The following is a 19204-nucleotide window of genomic DNA, read 5'->3' on the forward strand; positions in this document are numbered from 1 at the left end:
AGATAGTCAGGAGTATTAAACGTGAACTGGATCACCAACTACGTACGGCCCCGGATCAACTCCATGCTTGGCCGCCGCGAGACGCCGGAAAACCTCTGGATCAAGTGCCCGGAAACGGGCGAGATGGTTTTTCACAAGGATCTGGAAGAAAACAAGTGGGTCATTCCCGCTTCCGGTTTCCATATGAAGATGCCTGCCAAAGCACGCCTTGAAGACCTCTTCGATGGTGGCGTCTATGAGGCGTTGCAGCAGCCGAAGGTGGCTCAGGACCCGCTGAAGTTCCGCGATTCCAAGAAATACACCGACCGTCTGCGCGACAGCCGCGTGAAGACGGAGCAGGAAGACACGATCCTTGCAGGTGTTGGCAAGCTCAAGGGCCTGAAGATCGTCGCCATCGTGCACGAGTTCCAGTTCATGGGCGGCTCGCTCGGCATCGCCGCAGGTGAGGCTATCGTCAAGGCATTCGATCGCGCCATTTCCGAGCGTTGCCCGGTGGTGATGTTCCCGGCCTCGGGTGGCGCGCGCATGCAGGAAGGCATCCTGTCGTTGATGCAGCTGCCGCGCACAACTGTTGCCGTCAATATGCTCAAAGAGGCTGGCATGCCTTACATCGTCGTGCTCACCAACCCGACAACGGGTGGTGTAACGGCATCTTACGCGATGCTGGGCGATGTTCACATTGCCGAACCGGGCGCGGAAATCTGCTTTGCGGGCAAGCGCGTGATCGAACAGACGATCCGCGAAAAGCTGCCTGAAGGCTTCCAGACATCGGAATATCTGCTGGATCACGGCATGGTCGACATGGTCGTGGATCGGCGTGAAATTCCCGATACGCTGGCCAGCCTGTTGAAGATCATGACGAAGGCACCAGCCAATACGTCAACGGAAGTCCTGCCACTGGCAGCGTCCGCCTGACGTCTATCGTGACTGGGCTCTGGAGGGGCCGATGACGGATATGACTATGACGACGCCCGCCCACAGCGAGGCAGAACGGATCATCGAACAGCTCCTGGGGCTACACCCCAAGGGCTTCGATCTCTCGCTGGACCGCATCACCCGCCTTCTGGAAAAGCTTGGCAATCCGCAGAAGAGATTGCCGCCTGTCATCCATGTGGCGGGCACCAACGGCAAGGGCTCGGTTACGGCTTTCAGCCGCGCGCTACTGGAAGCGGCGGGTCTTGGCGTTCACGTCCATACCTCTCCGCATCTGGTCAACTGGTACGAGCGCTACCGCCTTGGCATCCGTGGCGAAAAGGGCCGCTATGTCGAAGACGCGGTTTTGGCAAATGCGCTGGAGCGCGTAGCCGCTGCCAATGACGGGCAGATGATTACGGTCTTTGAAATCCTCACAGCCGTCACCTTCGTTCTGTTTGCCGAACATCCAGCCGATGCCGCCATCATCGAGGTGGGCCTTGGCGGACGCTTCGATGCCACCAATGTCATTGCCGACCCGGCCGTGTCGATCATCATGCCGATTTCGCTCGACCACCAGGCCTATCTCGGCGACAGCGTCGAATTGATTGCGGCGGAAAAGGCCGGGATCATGAAGGCGGGAGCACCTGTCGTCATCGGACATCAGGAATTTGATGCCGCGCTCGATGTGTTGGTGCACACCGCAGAGCGCCTGAAATGCCCGACAGCCGTATATGGGCAGGATTACTCCGCGCACGAAGAGTTCGGGCGAATGGTCTATCAGGATGAGTTCAGCCTGGTGGACACAGCACTGCCACGTCTTCCCGGTCGCCACCAGCTTGCCAACGCCGCTGCCGCCATCCGCGCCGTCAAGGCCGCAGGCTTCGAGGTCACGGATCGGATGATCGAAAAGGCGATGGCCTCGGTCGAGTGGCCGGGCCGTCTGCAACGCATCACCACAGGCAAGATCGTTGAACTCGCTCCACCTGGCTCGGAAATCTGGATCGACGGCGGCCATAATCCCGGTGCCGGTGAGGTGATTGCCGAAGCCATGGCCGGTTTCGAGGAGAAGCAGGCGCGTCCGCTGTTTCTGATTGCGGGTATGATCAACACCAAGGATCAGGTCGGCTATTTCAAGGCTTTTGCCGATATCGCGCAATATGTCTTCACGGTGCCAATCCACGGCACGGATGCCGCCATCGACCCGGTGGTGCTGGCTCATGCCGTTTTCGATGCCGGACTGGTCGCCGCGCCGACATCGTCCATCGAGGAAGCGCTGGAGGAACTGACAAAACGTCTCGCACCGGGAAAACCTGCGCCACGGATTTTAATCGGCGGGTCGCTCTATCTGGCAGGCAATGCGCTGGCGTTGAACGGCACGGTTCCGAAGTAGCCATTCCTCCGTCACGCGTCAGACGCTGCAATCGGATTGCGGTTTAAGACCGGAATGACGGGCAAATAAAAAAGCCTCGGAGCGATCCGAGGCTTTACTCATTCTCTATGACACTCAATCAAGCGGCGCTGGAAATCCAGGCCGAGAGCGCAGTCTTGGGCGCTGCGCCGACCTTGATGTCTGCCACTTCACCACCCTTGAACATGGCAAGCGTGGGGATCGAGCGAACGCCGAACTGGGCAGCCAGTTCTGGGTTTTCGTCGATATTGAGCTTCACGACCTTGACCTTGCCGGCCAGTTCGGTGGAAATTTCTTCGAGGCTCGGGGCAATCATCTTGCACGGGCCACACCATTCAGCCCAGAAATCAACGACGACGGGCTCGGCGGAATCAAGAACTTCGGACTGGAAGTTGGAGGTATCGACTTTCACGGTAGCCATGGATGGCTCTCCTTTCGGTGTCTCTTGGTTGACTAGAATGTGATGCCGATGCCCGGCAATTTCAATGTCCGGTATCTCACTTTGTCTCGATTGCAGCAAGGGCAGCCGATAAAGCATCGTCGCTGAGCGTCACGAAGGATGCGTTTTCCGTGTAAACCAACGCGCAGGTAAAGCTCTTGCCCGGGTAGAGCGGTGCCAGAATGCTTTTGTAGATCGCAAGCTGCGCCTTGTGTGCATGGGAGATTTCCGCCTCGCTTGCAGGCGGCACGCGGTTGGTCTTGTAATCCACCAGAATGACGCGGTCACCTTCCACAGCCAGCCGGTCGATGCGGCCCGAGACGGCGTAGTCCCTTGTGCCCAGCCGCAGGGTGCCCATGATGGAGATTTCCGCACGGCTATTGGCGGAAAAGGCGGGTTGCAGCGCGGGTTCCGACAGCACCGCGAGCGTCGAGCGGATCAGCTTTTCGCGTTCCTTGTCCGGCCAGAATCTAGCAGCACGCTCAGCATAGCGGCGGGCGGCATCTTCGCGCTGATCCGGGGGATAGTCCGGCAGGGTTTGCAGCATACGGTGGACAAGCCGACCGCGTTGCAGGGCAAGGCCAGACGATACTTCCTGCTTGGCAAACAGCGGAGAGGTGACCAGCAAATCTTCGGAGCCATCATCGATAATGGTTCCCGCACCGGATGGGCTGAGCGGACGCGGCAGGGCCGGTGGCGGCGGCAGGGGCTGCATTAGCGAGGGTGGCAAAACATCTCGCACTACAGGCGGTGGCGGTTCTGTCTGGGTGATGGCTTTGACGTCGCGCTGGGTGGAGTGCCACAATAACCCGTCCCATTCCTCGCCACCGGCGGAAAATGTCTGGCGTCTGCTGCGGTTCTCATCTGCGGCAAGCGAGCGGGCAATCATGGCATGCCAGCAATCCGGGTTTTCCCGAGGACCGCGGTAACCACAGACGATTAGATGATCGGCCGCACGCGTCATCGCGACGTAGAGAAGGCGGCGATATTCCTGCTCGGCGGAAAGCTTGAGACGGTCTTCGTCTTTCGACACCAGCGTGTTGTCGAAACCCTTGCCCGGCAGCCAGACCGGCAGCGATTTATCATGGCTTTCTATGAAACGCAGCTTAGGCAAGTGGCTGTGAATAAAGGCCTTGGAGCCACCATCCACGAGAAAAACAACAGGCGCTTCCAAGCCCTTGGAGGCATGCACGGTCATGATGCGGACTTCGCCGCGTTCCTTGTCCTGCTCGCGCTTGATCTCCGGTGCGTCGGTTTCCATGACAGAAATGAAGGATTGTAGGCCGGGCAGGCCGGTTTTTTCGTGATCCAGCGCGAAGGACAGGAATTCGTCCAGAACGTCGCTGGCCTCATTGCCCAGCCGACCCAGAAATTTGGCGCGGCCTTCATGTAGGGTCAAAACGGCGGCGAAGAAATCATGGATCGTGCTGGTTTTCGACAGCGTGATGAAGTGCAGCAGCTGCGCGACCGAGGCGGCGAACTGGCGTCCTTCCGGCTGCGCGGAGATCGTCTGCACATGATGCCACACACTGGTATCTGGCGGACGCTTTGCGGCGACTTCGAAAATGTCGTCTTCCGAGTGGTTGAAGAGTGGACTTTTTAGAAGTGCCGAGAGCGAAAGATCGTCTTCCGGCAATAGCACGAAACGGCCAAGCGCCAGCAAATCCTGAATGGCGATGTGGTCGGTCAGACGCAGACGGTCGGCACCGGCGACGGGAATGTTCTTGCGCTGCTTCAGTTCGCGGGTTAGCGCATTGACGAAGGCGTGACGTTTTCGAACCAGAACGAGAATATCGCCCGCCTCGATGGTGCGCTCTACGCCCTTCTCCACCACCGTTTCCGTGCCGATCATCTCCGCAATGCGCGCGACGATGCGGCGTGCGACGATGGCGGGCGGGGCACTTTCGCGCAGCGCATCGAAAGGGGCCGTCCAGTCCTCGTCATTGTCCACCGGCTCGGCGGCAATCATGTCCCAGAGTTCGACCGTGCCGGCCTGTCCGTGGCGGTTGGAGCGGTGTTCGACGGGTTCTCTTTCGGCGCTCAGGCCTTCCGCATGTTCGGGCAGGGAAAAGACCTGATCGACGGCGGCAAGAACATCCGCCGTGGACCGAAATGAAAGAGGCAGGCGTACGGAATGGAATGTTTGCTCCACGGCTTTGACGCGCTGCTGTGTTTCCCGGCTTTCCTGCGAAAACCGTTCCGGTCGTGCGCCCTGAAACGAATAGATCGACTGCTTCTCGTCGCCCACGGCAAAGACCGTGCGCCGACCCTCGCGGGCGGTTTCACCGTGAAAGAAATCGGCGGCCAGTGACTGGATGATGGACCACTGCACCGGGCTCGTATCCTGCGCCTCATCCACCAGAATGTGGTCGATGCCCTGATCGAGCTTGTAGTGAACCCATGCGCCTGCGGTATCGCGGTTGAGGAGCGTTGCGGCTCGTTCGATCAGATCCTCGAAATCCAGCTGGCTGCGCTGCTTCTTCAAATCCTCGAAATCGCCGATCAAACGCTCTGCGAGCGTCAGCGCATGTCTGGTCGCTTCCAGCATACGGATGGTGCGGTAACGATCCCGGCAGGCCACGACATGGGCGCGGGCGGCAGTCAGGTCATCCAGCAGGGCAGGGGCGGATGTCTGCATGGCCTTATTGATCACATAAGCATCGGACTTCGGTGCACCTTGCGATGTCAGAAGTGCTGCCTCGATGAACTCGACTCGCTTGAAGACATCCGTGGCACGCGCGGCTTCGCGCAACGCATAGGCGACATCAATGACGCGCGATCCACCGATTTCATCCGCCAAGGTAAGATAAGTATCCATCGACAGGCCGGAAAGACCGGGCAGTGGCCAATAAGCCGTCGCTGCCGTCTCTTCCGTTTCCTGCGGGCCAATGCCCGCCTTGGCGCGAAGGGCAGTATCAATGTCGCCGCTCTGACTTGCCTGTTCGAGAAAGCCTCTGATAGCATTGCGGTTCGCAACAATGGCGCTGAGCAGGGCTTCGAGCCCGGTCTCGTCGGCGATATCGAGAACATAAGCGAGCGCCTGCGCCAGTGGCTTGTCGTTCTCCATGGAGACGGCGGTCAACAGCGTGCGGCGTGCCTCGGCCAGAAGCGTGCTCGCGGCCCGGTCATCCAGTACCGAGAAATGCCCGGCGACATTGGCTTCCAACGGAAATTGATGCAGCAACGCCTCGCAAAAGGCGTGAATGGTCTGAATTTTCAGGCCACCCGGTGTTTCCAGCGCTTTGGCAAACAGCCGCCGTGCTTCCTTGAGCTTGATGAGATCGGGCACGCGACCTTCGATGGCGGTGATGCGATCGCTCAAGTCTGCGTTGGACAGCGTCGCCCAGTCTGCCAGCCTGTCGAACACGCGGCTCGACATTTCCGAGGCTGCCGCCTTCGTATAGGTCAGACACAGAATGGCAGATGGGCGACAACCGGCCAGAAGCAGGCGTATCACCCGCTGCGTCAAAACGTGAGTCTTGCCGGAGCCGGCATTGGCCGACACCCAGGCGGAACTGGCCGGGTCCGAGGCGCGGGTCTGCTGCGCACTTGTCCAGTCGATCCAGCTTTTTGGATCGTCCTGCTCTGGGCCGTGGTCTGTGATATCATTCAGCATCGCCATCTCCCGGTTCTGCCGTCGACCATTCGGACACGCGGGCAAGATGGTCGTATTCGCCGCCATAGGCCTGCTGCTCTTCGGGGATCAGCCGTGAAACGAAGCCGTTCTTGCCCTCGCGCAGCGAAATCACGAATTTGGCAAGCTGGTCGATGGAATCATTAGCCAGCTCCACCGCCGATTTCGGCGCGGTTTTGGCCGTTGCCTTGGCATGTTCGTTGTTGATGACATCCGTATCAAAGCGTTGGCCAGGCCGCAGACGCACATAGATCAGATCCTCCGGCACCGGTAATCCGGTATCGCGAAACGCGCCGCGCATCAGCGCCGCCGCTTCCAGCGCCAACTGTGGATCGAGCAGGGACCGCGCTTGTTTGATGGAGGGCGACAGGCCGGTCTTGTAGTCGATGATATCGGCCTTGCCGGATGTCTTGATGTCGATCCGGTCGGCAACGCCTGTCAGGCGAATGCCTGCTTCCGGAATTTCCTGTCCGGCCCGGGCTTCGATGTGGCTGCGCTTGACCAGCGCACGACGGTTTTTTTCCCACATGAGAAATTCGCGCGCTACTGCCTCGAAACGGGGTCGCCAGACGACATCGATATGCGGCGGCAGGTTTTCCGAATCGAAACAGGCATGCAGCACACGAAACATGGCCTCTTCGGCAGCGGGTGTGCCGTGCACATGGCCTTCGCGGGAATAGGTTTCCATGATGCGGTGATAGAGCGTGCCACGGTCGGCGGCACCCGGATCGCGATTGAATTCATCCAGCGGATCGAGTTTGAGGATACGCCGTGCATAGATGGAATAGGGATCGCGCCGCAGCCTGCCCACTTCGCTGAAGGAATAGGATTTCGGCTGTAGCTCGGCTGGCGGTGTCGGGGCAGGGCGCTTGGCAGATTGCTGGCTTTCGCCCTCATCCAGCATGGTGGCCCAATGGCGGTATGCGGTTCCGCGCTCTTTCAGCGTCTCGGCAAAGGCCTCTCCGCCCAACGCCAAAAGTCGTTGCAGCCAGCGTGAGGCGACTGCCGGTGTGGAGCCCTGGCGAAGGGCGCGGGTGTAGAAAATTTCCCGCGTGCCATTCGCCATCTCGAAATCATGCGCCAGCTGCCCGATGCGCCGTTCCGGCGGCTCCAGACCGATGGCGGTTTTCATGTTGCGCGACAAAAACGGATTGTTGGCCGTCTGTCCCGGCCAGATGCCTTCGTTCAAGCCGCCGATGATGACGGTATCCACACTTTGCAGACGCGCTTCCAGCGCACCGAAAATGAAGACGCGCGGATGGCGCATGGCGCGGGGCTTGATCGATTCACCGGCTACGAGGGCCGTCATGATATCGATCCACTGCGGTCCATCGGCCTCCAGCACGCTGCCGCAATCCATCAACTCCGCCAGAAGCCCGGACAGTTTCTCGCCCGCTTCACCCGACCAGAGGCTGGCAAGATCACCACGTTCATCAAGGCAGATGGCCTCGATGACGCGGCCCGTACGCTCCGCCCAGTCGGCAAGGGTGAGACGCGCCGTCAGGCGACCGTTGATGGGGTCTTTGCGAATGAAAGCCGCATCCAGCGGCTCAATGGCCAACTTGATGCGGGCTGCGAGATCGGCTGCTGCCGCGTCGCTGCCTTCGGGAAGCGATTTTCGCCATTGCGGCGGGTGCCGGTCATCCGTGTGGAGGGCAAGCTGTTGCTGAAGCAGGGCTTCCAGCGTATCGAGCGTCGTTTCGGTTCGGCCACCGCGTAATGCGAGCAACTCCAGACCAGCAACGGCCTGACCGACTTGCATTTCGCCAAGACCGAAGCGCGACAGCGTATGTTTGAGCAGGGACATGACCGCAACCGGATCACCGGGCCGCAGGATCGCTTCCAGCGCGAGCATCAAGAGCCCCGCCTGCGGGGTGGCAGACAGGGGTGTACCGGCGGAATCATCGGCCTCTATGCCGAAACGGGCAAGCTCCGTCGCCACACGGCGCGCGAGACCGCGGTCTGGGGTGATGAGCGCTGCCTGCGACTGCGCACCGGTGCCGGGCTTTTCAAGTGCCAACCGAAGGGCGATGGCAATGGCCGTTGCCTCTTCACGCTCATTGGCGGCTTCTATGATGGAAGCCGATGCAAAGGCCTCTTCAAAAAATGTGTCGCTTTTTTCAGTCCGCCACTCGTTCCATTCGCTGGTGGCTTTGGCCGGGGCAAGGGCGGTGGAAAAGATCGCGGCACGATTTTTCAGGTCGGCGTCCAGTGTCCCGATCTGCTCGACATCATTGCGCAAGACACCCAGCTTTTGCAGCAGAACGAAGAGGCCATATTGCGAATGGGTGCGGCTGGACGGATCGTTCGGGCTCTCATTGATCGACTGCCATTGATCTTCGGGCATTTCCACATCTAGGCCGGGCAGAACGACGGTGCCCTGAGACAGGGAGGCGACCGATGCAATCAGGTCCGCAGCAGCGGGAATGGAGCCGGTGGAGCCTGCGACGATGATCGGATCATCCGATCCGATTTGTATCAGGCGCTCGGCTTCTGCCCGCAAAATCGCATTGCGGTGCCGCCCGGCAGAAGATTTGTTGAGTTCTTCCAGCCGTGCGGGCCAGAAGATGCTGGCAATCTTCAGGAAGTCGGCGGTCAGCTGCCACCATTGTGCATGGTCAGCGGTGTCGAGCTTGGAGAGCGCATCCCAATCCCGATCTTCGGTGTCCATGGCGTCGATGACTTCGCCGAGCGACCGCGCCAGCCAGATGGCATCCGCCGGGCTGGCAGGGGCAACGAGCGGCGAATCCGAATGCACGGCGCGGATCGCATCCGGCAGGCTGTTGCGCCAGGCAAGGATCAGACGCGCCAGCTCCACCAGTCGCGCCGTGCCGGAAATCGGTGGTGCAAGATCGATGGTGGCAGGCGTTTCGATATCGAAAAAGCCGCTATCGTCATCTGTTTCGCCTAAGGGACGGATGACAGGCAGGATGGCCGATTGCCCGCCCAGCAGATCCACGAATTCGGACCGCAGCACGCGGGCCGAACGGCGTGTCGGGACATAGATCGTGACCTTGGCCAGCGACAGCGGATCGGCGGCGTCATAGCGGAAGCCAGGTGTCAGCCTGCCATCGCACAGACTTTCCGCAAGCGTTTTGAGAAACGGCGTGCCGGGAGCAATGGTTAGAATACGCTTGGCATGCGCCAATGGGTCATCTCACTTGTCGGTTGCTTTAGAGCGTTGCGATGGTTCGTTCCGCATCTTCTATAGCATCCGGCGTGCCGACGGTAATCCATTGACCTGAAAGTGACAGGCCAAAAAGCCTATTTTGCGCAATGGCACGGTCGAAATAGATGTTGAAATTGAAGGCGTCCGCAGGCGCATCAGCCAGAAGCCAGCTATCCATGGCAATGGCACCGGCATAGACAACCGGGCGCGGCTCGCCTTCCTTGTAGCGTGTCAGCGTGCCATCATCGGCAAGATTGAAATCCTTCTTGCCATTGTGGCCGGTCGTCCGGTCCATATCGACGCAAAGCAGCGCCATATCCATGGTCTCAGGGTCGAAGAAACGAGCGAGTTTTTCCAGATTGGTGGTCTCACCGGGCGTTTCGCCGATCCAGAACAGGTCCGCATTCATCACGAGGACCGGGCCGGGTTCCAACAGCTTCAAGCCCTTTGCCAGACCACCACCGGAATTCATCAGCTGATCGCGCTCATCCGAGATCAGAATTTCGGCATCCTTGCGGTTAGCAAGATGCCCGACCATCTGGTCGGCGTGATGGTGCACATTGACGGCGATGGTTTCCACGCCCGCCGCGACCAGCACATCCAGAACATAATCGATCATCGGGCGTCCGGCGATCTTCACCAGAGGCTTGGGGATCGTATCGGTAATCGGCCGCATTCGGGTGCCAAGACCTGCTGCCAGCACCATGGCTTGTGTGATCGTCATGGGAAACACTTCACTGTTGGTGGAGATCGACGCCCGCGCTTTCAAACCAATCACGCAGGGGGGCAAGATCGGGATGCTCAAGTGCGGAGCGCAGATAAGAGAATGTGCGCGGCATATGTTTCATGTAATGCGGCTTGTCATCGCGCTTCATCAGACGAACCCAGATGCCGACAAGCTTGCAATTGCGCTGGGCTGCCATGATGGCAAAGGCTTTCAGGAAGGTTTTTTCATCGAAATCAGTGTTTTTGCGCCTGATATCGAGATAATGCGCCATCAACCGCGCTTGCAGTTCTGGCGAAATGGTGACACGTGCATCCTGAATGACCGAGGCGAGATCGTAGGCCATCGGCCCGATCATCGCATCCTGAAAGTCGATGATGCCAACTCTCTGAATACCGGATTTATCTGCCTGCCAGATGATATTCGGCGAATGGAAATCGCGCAGCAAAAGGCCTTGCTCCGCATCATCCAGCTTTTCGATCAGCTGATCCCAAACGGCAAAGAAGCTCTGCTTTTCGCTCTCATCGATCTCTTCGCCACGGATATGCGGCAGATACCAGTCGAGCAGCAACGATGTCTCGATCTTCATCGCATCCGCGTCGAAGGGCGATATCTCATAGGTCGCGCCGTCAGCCAGCGTGATGTCGCCGGGGGCAGGGGTCTCGTGCAGGGCTGCAAGGCAGGCGACGCTTTCCAGATAGCGCTCCTCGATCGGTGCGCCCTCCTCATCCAAAACGCCATCGCGACCGATATCGCCCAGAAGCAGAATGCCACGTTTCAAATCCTGTGCCAGAATTTGGGGAACCGTAAAATCGTTCTCTCCCAGAAACCTTTGGATCGCGACGAAGGGTTTCACCTCGCGCGCGAGATGAACGATTTCGGCGTAGGTCTTGCCGTCCTTGATGACCGGGCCTCTGGGTGGCGGCTGCCAGTCCATCAGCAGCGCCTGGCCGTTGGCATCGCGCACCAGCTCGTAGGTGCGATAGGCTGCATCACCGCTGAAGTAGCGGCGCGAGGCATTCTTCTTGCCGTTTTCGTCAAGGAATTCGCGGATGGCGAGTACGCGTTCCAGCCGCGCTCGCTGTTTTGGCGGCGCATCGATGGTTGCCACGCGTCCGTCGCCCTGATGGGTAAGACGCAGCGTAATCGTGCTGTCCTTGGGCAATTCGCTGGATGCCATCTCTGGCCATTCGATCAGGCAGACGCCGTCGAACAGCATCTCGTCGATGCCAAGCTCGTCCAGTTCGGACACATCCGACAGGCGGTAAAGATCGAGATGGGCAACGGGAAAGCGCAATGCGTAGGACTGGACGATGGTGAAGGTCGGGCTTGGGACTTCGAGCGCATCCTCATCGGCAATGGCGCGGATCAGCGCGCGGGCCAGCGTCGATTTTCCGGCCCCGAGATCGCCGATCAGCGCAATACAATCGCCGGGCTTGACGGTCAGCGCCAGTTCCTCGCCAAGCCGGATGGTCTCGGCTTCATCGGCGAGAAAGATGGAAAGAGGCAGGTGGCTCTGGTTCATTCGGCGGCAATGGAATGCGGATGCGAACCGGATGGAATACGGCAGCTGACGACAGTGCCTTCACCCGGGCGGCTGTCGATGGTGACATTGCCGCTGTGCAGGCTAACAAAGCTTTCCACGATAGAAAGGCCAAGCCCAGCACCGGTGCGACGTCCGCCATTGCCATGGGTCGAGAAACGGTCGAATACGGTTTCCAGCATGTCCTTAGGGATGCCGGGGCCGCGGTCGGCAACCGAAAAGACGAAATCGCCTTCGCTGCGCTGGCATGTCAGCGTGATGGCCGAACCCTCTGGTGCGAAATTGGCTGCATTGGTCAACAGCTTGATGAGGATCTGCTTCAGGCGCTGGTGGTCGGCAACGATGGCGCCGAGATGGGCAGGTGCCACGATCTCCAGAGACACGCCGCTTTCCTGCAAACGGTCGGTGATCTGGACGGACACATCGTCCAGAAGCTCGGTCAGATCGTTTTCAGTGTAGTTCAGATGCATGATACCGGCATCGACCGTTGCCAGATCAAGGATATCATTGACGATGGTCAGCAGCACCGATGAGGAGGTGGATATGTGATCGAGATATTCGGCCTGTCTTTCGCTTAGATCGCCAATGCCCGGCGTCTTCAACAGATCGGTAAAGCCGATGATATTGGTGAGCGGCGAGCGCAACTCATAGGAGACGTGCTGGACGAAGTCGTTCTTGAGCTCGTCGGCCTTGCGCAGAGCTTCGTTCTTTTCCTTCAATGCCCGCTCGGCCCTCACGCTGTCCGTCATATTGACGAAGGTCAGCATCGTCTGGGAATCCGGCAAAGGAATGATCGCGTAATCCAGTACAAGACCGGACAGAAGCTCGAGCGTGCCCTGTTTTGACAGACGTTCATCATCGAAACTGGTGATGAACTGGCTGAACGCGCGCCAGCCATCCGGCTTGTCGTAGGATTGCGCGCAGACCTCTTCGATGGAGCGAATATGCTTTCCGGCTTCGGCTTCGTCGGCTGTGATAGCCCACAGCGCACGGAAGGCAGGGTTCGACAGCCGCATGCGTCCATCGGCACCGAAAACGGCGACACCTTCGGCCAGATGGTCGATCGTTTCGCCCTGAACCTTGACAAGCGTATTGTAGCGCATCTGCAGATCGACCTGCTCGGTCAGGTTTTCAAAGACCCATGTGGCGCCGCCCTGCGGATGCGCAGTTGCGATCACGCGCAGCGTCTGTCCATTTGGCAGATGCCAGAGATCTGTCTTGGTATCGAGCGAGCGATAGACGGAAAGCGCGGTTTCTTTCCAGCTCTTCCAGCTCAACTGCTCCGGCAGCTTCCCATCGGAGCGCAGCCGGTCGAACAGCTCGGAATTGGCAGGCTTCGATTCCAGCAGGACCAGATCGAGGCCCCACAGACTGACGAAGGCCTGATTGTAAAATTGCAGGCGCTGTTGGCCGTCGAAAATGGCGACCGGTGTTGCCAGATGATCGAGTGTCTCGGCATGGCTTTTCAGCGTCCGCTTCAGCTCTTCGCGAACCGTTTCGGCTTCCGTCGTGTCGATGGCCATACCGGCGGAACCACCCGGCGTCTTGAGATCGACCACATCGAAGAAGGTTCTGTTGCCGGAAACGACGGTCGAGATTCGGTCGTGATACGGCGATTCCGGTGTGGCGCTCACACGAATCTTCTGCCGTGTGACGGTGTTCAGCAATTCGCGCTGCTCGGTCACGGCCTGTTCAGGCGTGCGCGCGTCCACGCTTTGCGCGTAGGCATGGTTCACCCATGTCAGGGCGCCATCGGAATTGCGCCGCCACACCGGCTGTTCAATGCTGTCGAGCAAATCCTGAAATGTTGAAATCGACGATACGAGCCGCTCGCGCTCGACCTGCAGTTCGGCAAGTTCGGCGCGCAGATTATTAAGCGCAACGAAACGAGCAAAAGCCTTTCCGCCCGACACGCGCCCCTGTACCTCGATGACTTCGCCGCGCAGCGTTTCGACGGTCAGATCGAAGCTTTGCGCATGGCTGCGAAGTTTCTCGATCGCCTTTTCAAGAGGGGACGCCGATGTCGGACGCAGCCAGCGACCGAAGGCTAGAAAATCGTGATCGGCACTGGGCACGCCGGTTTCCGGCGGCAACTGACCGATGAACTCAGGACGGTCTCCAGCGCTTTCCCAGATGACGATGCGCCGGGATTTATCTGCTATCAGCGCTTCATATTTGGAAATCTTGGCATTCGCTTCGGACAAAGCCGTCCGGTATTCATTGGTTTCCGCCTCGATGTTTCCGCGTTGGCGCACCAGCCAGACGATGGAGAAAAGCGTTGCCGAGACGATGCCGATAAACAGGGAATAGGTGATCGTTTCAGAAGAGGAGAACAACCGTTCTCCCGTTTGAAGTACAAGGTTCTGCTGGGCGTGGGCCACAGCCGCAAAACCGCTGAGTGCGGTGCCCGCCATCAAGGCAGAAAACGCCACAGCCTTCCTGCGAACGAAGCTCGCAGTGTTCATAAGTGTCGCCGTCAAACGTCTTCGCCCAGGCGCATCACCGCCACCGGACTGAACTTCGTCTTTTGCCCGCGCCTGCGAGCGTGAATCGTCTACCGTCATCCCCGGTCTGTCTCCGTCCTATGTGCCGCATCTTCGACAAGACATCCCATTTCCGCACGCCATGCCCGCGCACGAATCAAGTCTTGTGACAATACCGCCTTCGGAAACCCCCGGAAAGGGAGGGGCTCAAAAAGAAATCACGGACTTTGTCAAGTCCGTGATTTCCATATCTAGTAGCTTATCTGTGGATATTAACTATAAAATCAATATCTGTAGTGTTCAGCCTTGAACGGACCGGTCTTCGAGACGCCGATATAATCTGCCTGAACGTCAGAAAGTTCTGTCAGCTTCACGCCCAGCTTCTCCAGATGCAGACGCGCAACCTTCTCGTCGAGGTGCTTCGGCAGCACGTAAACGTCGTTCTTGTACTCGCCCTGCTTGGTGAAAAGCTCGATCTGGCCAAGAACCTGGTTGGTGAAGGACGCAGACATCACGAAGGATGGGTGACCTGTGGCGTTGCCGAGGTTGAGCAGACGACCTTCAGACAGAAGGATCATGCGGTTGCCCTTGGCAAACTCGATCATGTCGACCTGCGGCTTGATGTTGGTCCACTTGAGGTTCTTGAGAGCAGCAACCTGAATTTCGTTGTCGAAGTGGCCGATATTACCGACGATGGCCATGTCCTTCATCTCGCGCATGTGCTCGATGCGAATGACATCCTTGTTGCCGGTCGTGGTGATGAAGATATCGGCGGAGGCAACGACGTCTTCCAGACGAACGACTTCGAAACCGTCCATGGCAGCCTGAAGCGCGCAGATCGGGTCGATCTCGGTGACTTTCACGCGGGCGCCAGCGCCCTGCAGCGAGGCAGCAGAACCCTTGCCGACATCGCCGTAACCGCAGACGACGGCAACCTTGCCGGCCATCATGACGTCTGTTGCGCGGCGAATGCCGTCAACCAGCGATTCCTTGCAGCCATACTTGTTGTCGAACTTCGACTTGGTGACGCTGTCGTTGACGTTGATGGCCGGGAAGGGGAGAAGGCCCTTCTTGGACAGATCGTAAAGGCGGTGAACGCCTGTCGTGGTTTCTTCGGTAACGCCCTTGATGGCATCGCGCTGCTTGGTGAACCAGCCCGGCGAAGCAGCAAGGCGCTTCTTGATCTGGGCAATGAGGATTTCTTCTTCTTCGGAACCTGGGTTCGACAGAACGTCCTCACCGGCCTCTGCGCGTGCGCCGAGCAGAATGTACATGGTGGCATCGCCGCCATCATCGAGGATCATGTTGGACACGCCGCCGTCAGCCCACTGGAAGATCTTGTCTGTGTATTCCCAGTATTCCGTCAGGCTTTCACCCTTGACGGCGAAAACCGGAATGCCGGTTGCGGCGATTGCCGCCGCGGCATGGTCCTGTGTCGAGAAGATGTTACAGGATGCCCAGCGAATATCGGCACCCAGTTCCTTCAGCGTCTCAATGAGAACGGCTGTCTGGATGGTCATATGCAGCGAACCGGAGATTCGCGCGCCCTTGAGCGGCTTGCTCTGGCCGAACTCGGAACGGCAGGACATCAGGCCCGGCATTTCCGTTTCGGCAATATCCAGTTCCTTGCGACCGTAATCTGCAAGGTTGATGTCTGCGACGATGTAGTCGTGTTCAGCGCTCATAGTTATCTCCTGCTCAAACATGGCAGGGGCCAGCCGCTGCCTCGAAATCCAGGCTGCGGTTTAGCAGGCTGAGGCTAATCTGGCAATAACGATATAAAGAAGTCTTTATGTCTTTATATGTGTGGTTATCAAACCTCTTCGCCGAAACGATCGGCGACGAGCGCTTCCAGCGCTGCAAGGGCTTCTTCGGCCTGATTGCCTGTCGCTTCGACGACGACGGTACATCCGGGGCTGGCTGCAAGCATCATCAAGCCCATGATGGAGGTGCCACCCACAGTCATGCCATCCTTGGAGACGGTAATGGCGGCATCGTAGCTATCTACCATCTGAACGAATTTCGCGGATGCGCGCGCGTGCAGACCGCGCTTGTTGATGATCAGCAGTTCCCGCGAAAGAGACGACATGTCCGGCAATCTTTTCTTATTTGCCGCTGAGAACGCGGCTGGCGACATTGATATATTTTCTGCCAGCATCCGAGGCCTCCTGCAAGGCCTTCTCCATGTTATCTTCCGTGCGAATGCCGGCCAGTTTGATCAGCATGGGAAGATTCACGCCCGCGATGACCTCTACGCTGCCACCGTTCATCACGGATATCGCCAGATTGGAGGGCGTACCGCCGAACATGTCGGTGAGAATGATAACGCCATGACCATCATTGGCGCGTGTCACGGCATCCAGAATATCCTGTCGACGCTGGTCCATATCATCTTCGGGACCGATACAGACCGTCTCGATCAATTTCTGAGGGCCGACCACATGCTCTACAGCGTGACGAAACTCCTCGGCCAGCTTGCCATGAGTGACAAGCACTAGTCCGATCATGAAATGCTCCCTTGCACACGCACCTTGATTGCCGACTATCGCAATGCCGCAATCCTGTCTATCGGTGGGGCCACATCTTGATGAGGAAAATCCGAAGCGCAAGCCCCAAATTGCCGGATTTTCGTTCACATTCCCTTGGTTATGAAAAGATTCTGAGCAAGTGCAGCAAATTTTCCATAAGGCGTGATGCTGTCGCGGGGAATCCGCAGAAGCGGGAGAGACATGCCTGGGATCAATTGCACCACCTCGATTTCGGGCGGAAGTCGTGGCATCTGCGGCGACAGTTCGGGCGTGATGGCATAATGCATCACGGCAGAGGCAATGCTTTCGACCTTGACGATGCCGCTGCCGCGCAGTTCGATCAGTCCGGCAATTGCCTCCGGTCGCTCCGCCGTGACGAGACCGCCACGACAGGTCAGGAAAACCTGATCATCTGCCACAAGCGCGGCGTGGTGACCACATCGCTGCGCCTCGGTGATGAAGCTGAAGGCAAGTTCGCTTTTTCCGCTGCCGGAAGCACCGACAAACAGAAGCCCCGTCCGGTTGACGACGATGGCGGTGGCATGAAAATTTCTGCGTTCAGCGCTCATGATGATGGGCGGCGGCGGGAAGCGACAGGCTGAAGCGTGCGCCGGAAATGACGCCGTATTTGTCGATGATGTTTTCCGCTTTCAGGGTTCCGCCATGCGCTTCTGCAATCTGGCGGCTGATGGAAAGCCCCAAACCGGAGTTTTGCCCGAAGCCCTCGCTTGCGGGCCGGTCCGTATAGAAACGTTCGAAAATCCGGTCGATGTCTTCGGCCTGAATGCCCGGCCCATTGTCCTCGACGCGCACGATGCAGCGGTCCTTGTGCCGCAGCAGGTGTACGAAAATCCGGCCTCCGTCTTGCGAAACGAAGGAGCGGGCATTTTCGATCAGATTGGTCACGATCTGGCCAATACGAAGGTCATGACCATTGACGATGTAGCTGGTTTTGACCCCGGTCTTGTGGTCGGCAGTGTAGTCGATGGTGACGCTCTTTTTCTTGGCGCCGATCTGTCGGGATATCTCGACGAGATTGCCCAGCAGGACTTCCAGATCGACTGGCGAGGCATCCACCCGCGCCAACTCGGCATCGAGACGGGACGCATCGGAGATATCGCTGATCAGGCGATCAAGGCGACGAACGTCATGGAAAATGATCTCGGTCAGACGCTGCTTGGATTCTTCGGTCTTGGCACGTGGCAGGGTTTCCACGGCGCTGCGCAACGAGGTCAGCGGATTCTTCAACTCATGGCTGACATCGGCGGCAAAGCTTTCGATAGCATCGATCCGGTCATAAAGCGCATTGGTCATTTCACGCAGGGCGATGGACAGATTGCCGATTTCGTCCTGACGGGCGGAAAAGTCGGGAATTTCCTCGCGTGCCTTTGCCCCACGCCGCACGCGGATCGCGGCAGCCGAAAGCCGTCTCAGCGGCGTGGCGATGGTAGACGACAACAACAGCGACAACACGATATTGACGAGTGTTGCTATGCCGAAGACGCGCATGATGGCAAGTCGCTCAGCATGCACGATCTTGTCGATATCGCCCGCCTGCGTGGAGAGTAACAGCACGCCGAGAACGGCGCGGAAACGCTGCACCGGCACAGCGACCGATACGATCAGCTCACCCTTCTCGGTCACGCGCACCACAGCGCCGCGAACGCCGGTCAGGGCATTCATCACTTCCGGGTAGATGGAGCCATCGCCGCCAGGCGTTTCCTTGTAGAGCGGAAGGCTGCTGGGCTGCAGCATACGGTTGAAGACGCTCGCAAACCATTCACCCCATGTCTGTGTCTCAGGCGTGACGGGCGGAAGGTCGTAACGCAGCACCTGACCGCGGGAATAAAGATGTCGCGAATCAAGCAGCAGATTGGCATCTGCATCGAAAAGGCGCGCACGCGTGCGGGTCGGCGATATCAGGCGGCGCAACACAGGTGCAACGCGCTCCGGGTTGATCGGAAAGCTCAGATCTTCATCATTGGGAACCGGCGTGATGCTTTGACCGGCTTGCAACTCCAGCAGCTTTTCAGGATTGATGGTGATGGAATTCGTGTCGACAGAAGCCGAAGCGGAAACGGCACCGGCAATAATCTCACCCTGCGTCAGCAGGCTTTCGACGCGCGCGTCGATCAGTCCTTCGCGGAACTGGTTGAGGTAGAGAATGCCACCGACCAGAACCACGGTTGCCGCGACGTTGAAGAACAAAATACGGCGCGTCAGGCTGGAAAACACGGCATTGCCGAAAATACGCCGGACAATCGTCAACGGATGAATACGATACCGGCGACCGCTTTCACGATCGTCGGCATCGGTTTGATCCGATACGCTTTCCTGCGTCTTGTTCAGCAACGTTGTTCC

The 19204-nt window shown here is 58.6% G+C and carries 13 protein-coding genes; 2 read left to right on the forward strand and 11 right to left on the reverse strand.

Annotated features, from left to right (window positions below; all coding sequences use genetic code 11):
- Window positions 1–21: 21 nt before the first annotated feature.
- Both accD and ASF29_RS23555 read left to right on the forward strand, forming a co-directional pair.
- Window positions 22–915: an acetyl-CoA carboxylase, carboxyltransferase subunit beta gene (gene accD, locus ASF29_RS23550; protein ID WP_062453094.1), complete on the forward strand. Its 894-nt coding sequence runs from the start codon at window positions 22–24 to the stop codon at window positions 913–915.
- 46 nt (window positions 916–961) lie between these two features.
- A complete protein-coding gene (locus tag ASF29_RS23555) occupies window positions 962–2305 on the forward strand; it encodes a folylpolyglutamate synthase/dihydrofolate synthase family protein (RefSeq protein WP_062453157.1) in 1344 nt (447 codons plus the stop codon).
- A 118-nt stretch (window positions 2306–2423) separates the two neighbouring features.
- Here ASF29_RS23555 and trxA read toward each other — a convergent pair whose 3' ends face one another.
- The 11 genes from trxA to ASF29_RS23610 all read right to left on the reverse strand — a co-directional run bounded on the left by trxA (window position 2424) and on the right by ASF29_RS23610 (window position 19195).
- On the reverse strand, window positions 2424–2744 hold the full coding sequence (gene trxA, locus ASF29_RS23560; RefSeq protein ID WP_062453095.1) for a thioredoxin: 321 nt from the start codon (window positions 2742–2744) through the stop codon (window positions 2424–2426).
- Window positions 2745–2820: 76 nt separating this feature from the next.
- Window positions 2821–6378 carry a double-strand break repair helicase AddA gene (addA, locus tag ASF29_RS23565; protein WP_062453158.1) on the reverse strand — a complete coding sequence of 1186 codons (3558 nt, stop codon included), beginning with the start codon at window positions 6376–6378 and terminating at the stop codon, window positions 2821–2823.
- Window positions 6368–9544 (reverse strand): double-strand break repair protein AddB, encoded by a 3177-nt coding sequence (gene addB / locus ASF29_RS23570; RefSeq protein ID WP_062453096.1) that lies wholly within the window; start codon window positions 9542–9544, stop codon window positions 6368–6370. The genes addA and addB overlap by 11 nt, the downstream gene beginning before the upstream one ends.
- Window positions 9545–9569: 25 nt before the next feature.
- Entirely contained in the window at window positions 9570–10289 is a 720-nt protein-coding gene (locus ASF29_RS23575; RefSeq protein ID WP_062453097.1) for a nucleotidyltransferase family protein, read from the reverse strand.
- A 10-nt stretch (window positions 10290–10299) separates the two neighbouring features.
- Entirely contained in the window at window positions 10300–11814 is a 1515-nt protein-coding gene (gene tsaE, locus ASF29_RS23580; RefSeq protein WP_062453098.1) for a tRNA (adenosine(37)-N6)-threonylcarbamoyltransferase complex ATPase subunit type 1 TsaE, read from the reverse strand.
- Window positions 11811–14297, reverse strand: a complete 2487-nt coding sequence (locus ASF29_RS23585; protein ID WP_062453159.1) for a PAS domain-containing sensor histidine kinase — start codon at window positions 14295–14297, stop codon at window positions 11811–11813. Before ASF29_RS23585 ends, tsaE begins: the two co-directional genes overlap by 4 nt.
- A 302-nt stretch (window positions 14298–14599) precedes the next feature.
- Window positions 14600–16000, reverse strand: a complete 1401-nt coding sequence (gene ahcY / locus ASF29_RS23590; RefSeq protein ID WP_062453099.1) for an adenosylhomocysteinase — start codon at window positions 15998–16000, stop codon at window positions 14600–14602.
- A gap of 128 nt (window positions 16001–16128) precedes the next feature.
- On the reverse strand, window positions 16129–16404 hold the full coding sequence (locus ASF29_RS23595; protein ID WP_062453100.1) for an HPr family phosphocarrier protein: 276 nt from the start codon (window positions 16402–16404) through the stop codon (window positions 16129–16131).
- Between the two features lie 16 nt (window positions 16405–16420).
- Window positions 16421–16822: a PTS sugar transporter subunit IIA gene (locus tag ASF29_RS23600; RefSeq protein ID WP_062453101.1), complete on the reverse strand. Its 402-nt coding sequence runs from the start codon at window positions 16820–16822 to the stop codon at window positions 16421–16423.
- Between the two features lie 125 nt (window positions 16823–16947).
- The gene (locus ASF29_RS23605) at window positions 16948–17412 is read right to left on the reverse strand and encodes a serine kinase (protein ID WP_062453102.1); all 465 of its coding nucleotides are present in this window, start codon (window positions 17410–17412) and stop codon (window positions 16948–16950) included.
- A complete protein-coding gene (locus ASF29_RS23610; RefSeq protein WP_062453103.1) occupies window positions 17402–19195 on the reverse strand; it encodes a sensor histidine kinase in 1794 nt (597 codons plus the stop codon). The genes ASF29_RS23605 and ASF29_RS23610 overlap by 11 nt, the downstream gene beginning before the upstream one ends.
- Window positions 19196–19204: the final 9 nt, after the last annotated feature.

This window comes from Rhizobium sp. Leaf262 (assembly GCF_001422245.1).
In the GTDB taxonomy this organism is placed as follows: Bacteria; Pseudomonadota; Alphaproteobacteria; order Rhizobiales; family Rhizobiaceae; genus Agrobacterium.

Coding starts and splice junctions, on each gene's coding strand:
- ASF29_RS23555 (WP_062453157.1), top strand. CDS start 962: ATGACGACGCCCGCCCACAGCGAGGCAGAACGGATCATCGAACAGCTC.
- trxA (WP_062453095.1), bottom strand. CDS start 2,744: ATGGCTACCGTGAAAGTCGATACCTCCAACTTCCAGTCCGAAGTTCTT.
- addA (WP_062453158.1), bottom strand. CDS start 6,378: ATGCTGAATGATATCACAGACCACGGCCCAGAGCAGGACGATCCAAAA.
- ASF29_RS23575 (WP_062453097.1), bottom strand. CDS start 10,289: ATGACGATCACACAAGCCATGGTGCTGGCAGCAGGTCTTGGCACCCGA.
- tsaE (WP_062453098.1), bottom strand. CDS start 11,814: ATGAACCAGAGCCACCTGCCTCTTTCCATCTTTCTCGCCGATGAAGCC.
- ASF29_RS23585 (WP_062453159.1), bottom strand. CDS start 14,297: ATGAACACTGCGAGCTTCGTTCGCAGGAAGGCTGTGGCGTTTTCTGCC.
- ahcY (WP_062453099.1), bottom strand. CDS start 16,000: ATGAGCGCTGAACACGACTACATCGTCGCAGACATCAACCTTGCAGAT.
- ASF29_RS23595 (WP_062453100.1), bottom strand. CDS start 16,404: ATGTCGTCTCTTTCGCGGGAACTGCTGATCATCAACAAGCGCGGTCTG.
- ASF29_RS23600 (WP_062453101.1), bottom strand. CDS start 16,822: ATGATCGGACTAGTGCTTGTCACTCATGGCAAGCTGGCCGAGGAGTTT.
- ASF29_RS23605 (WP_062453102.1), bottom strand. CDS start 17,412: ATGAGCGCTGAACGCAGAAATTTTCATGCCACCGCCATCGTCGTCAAC.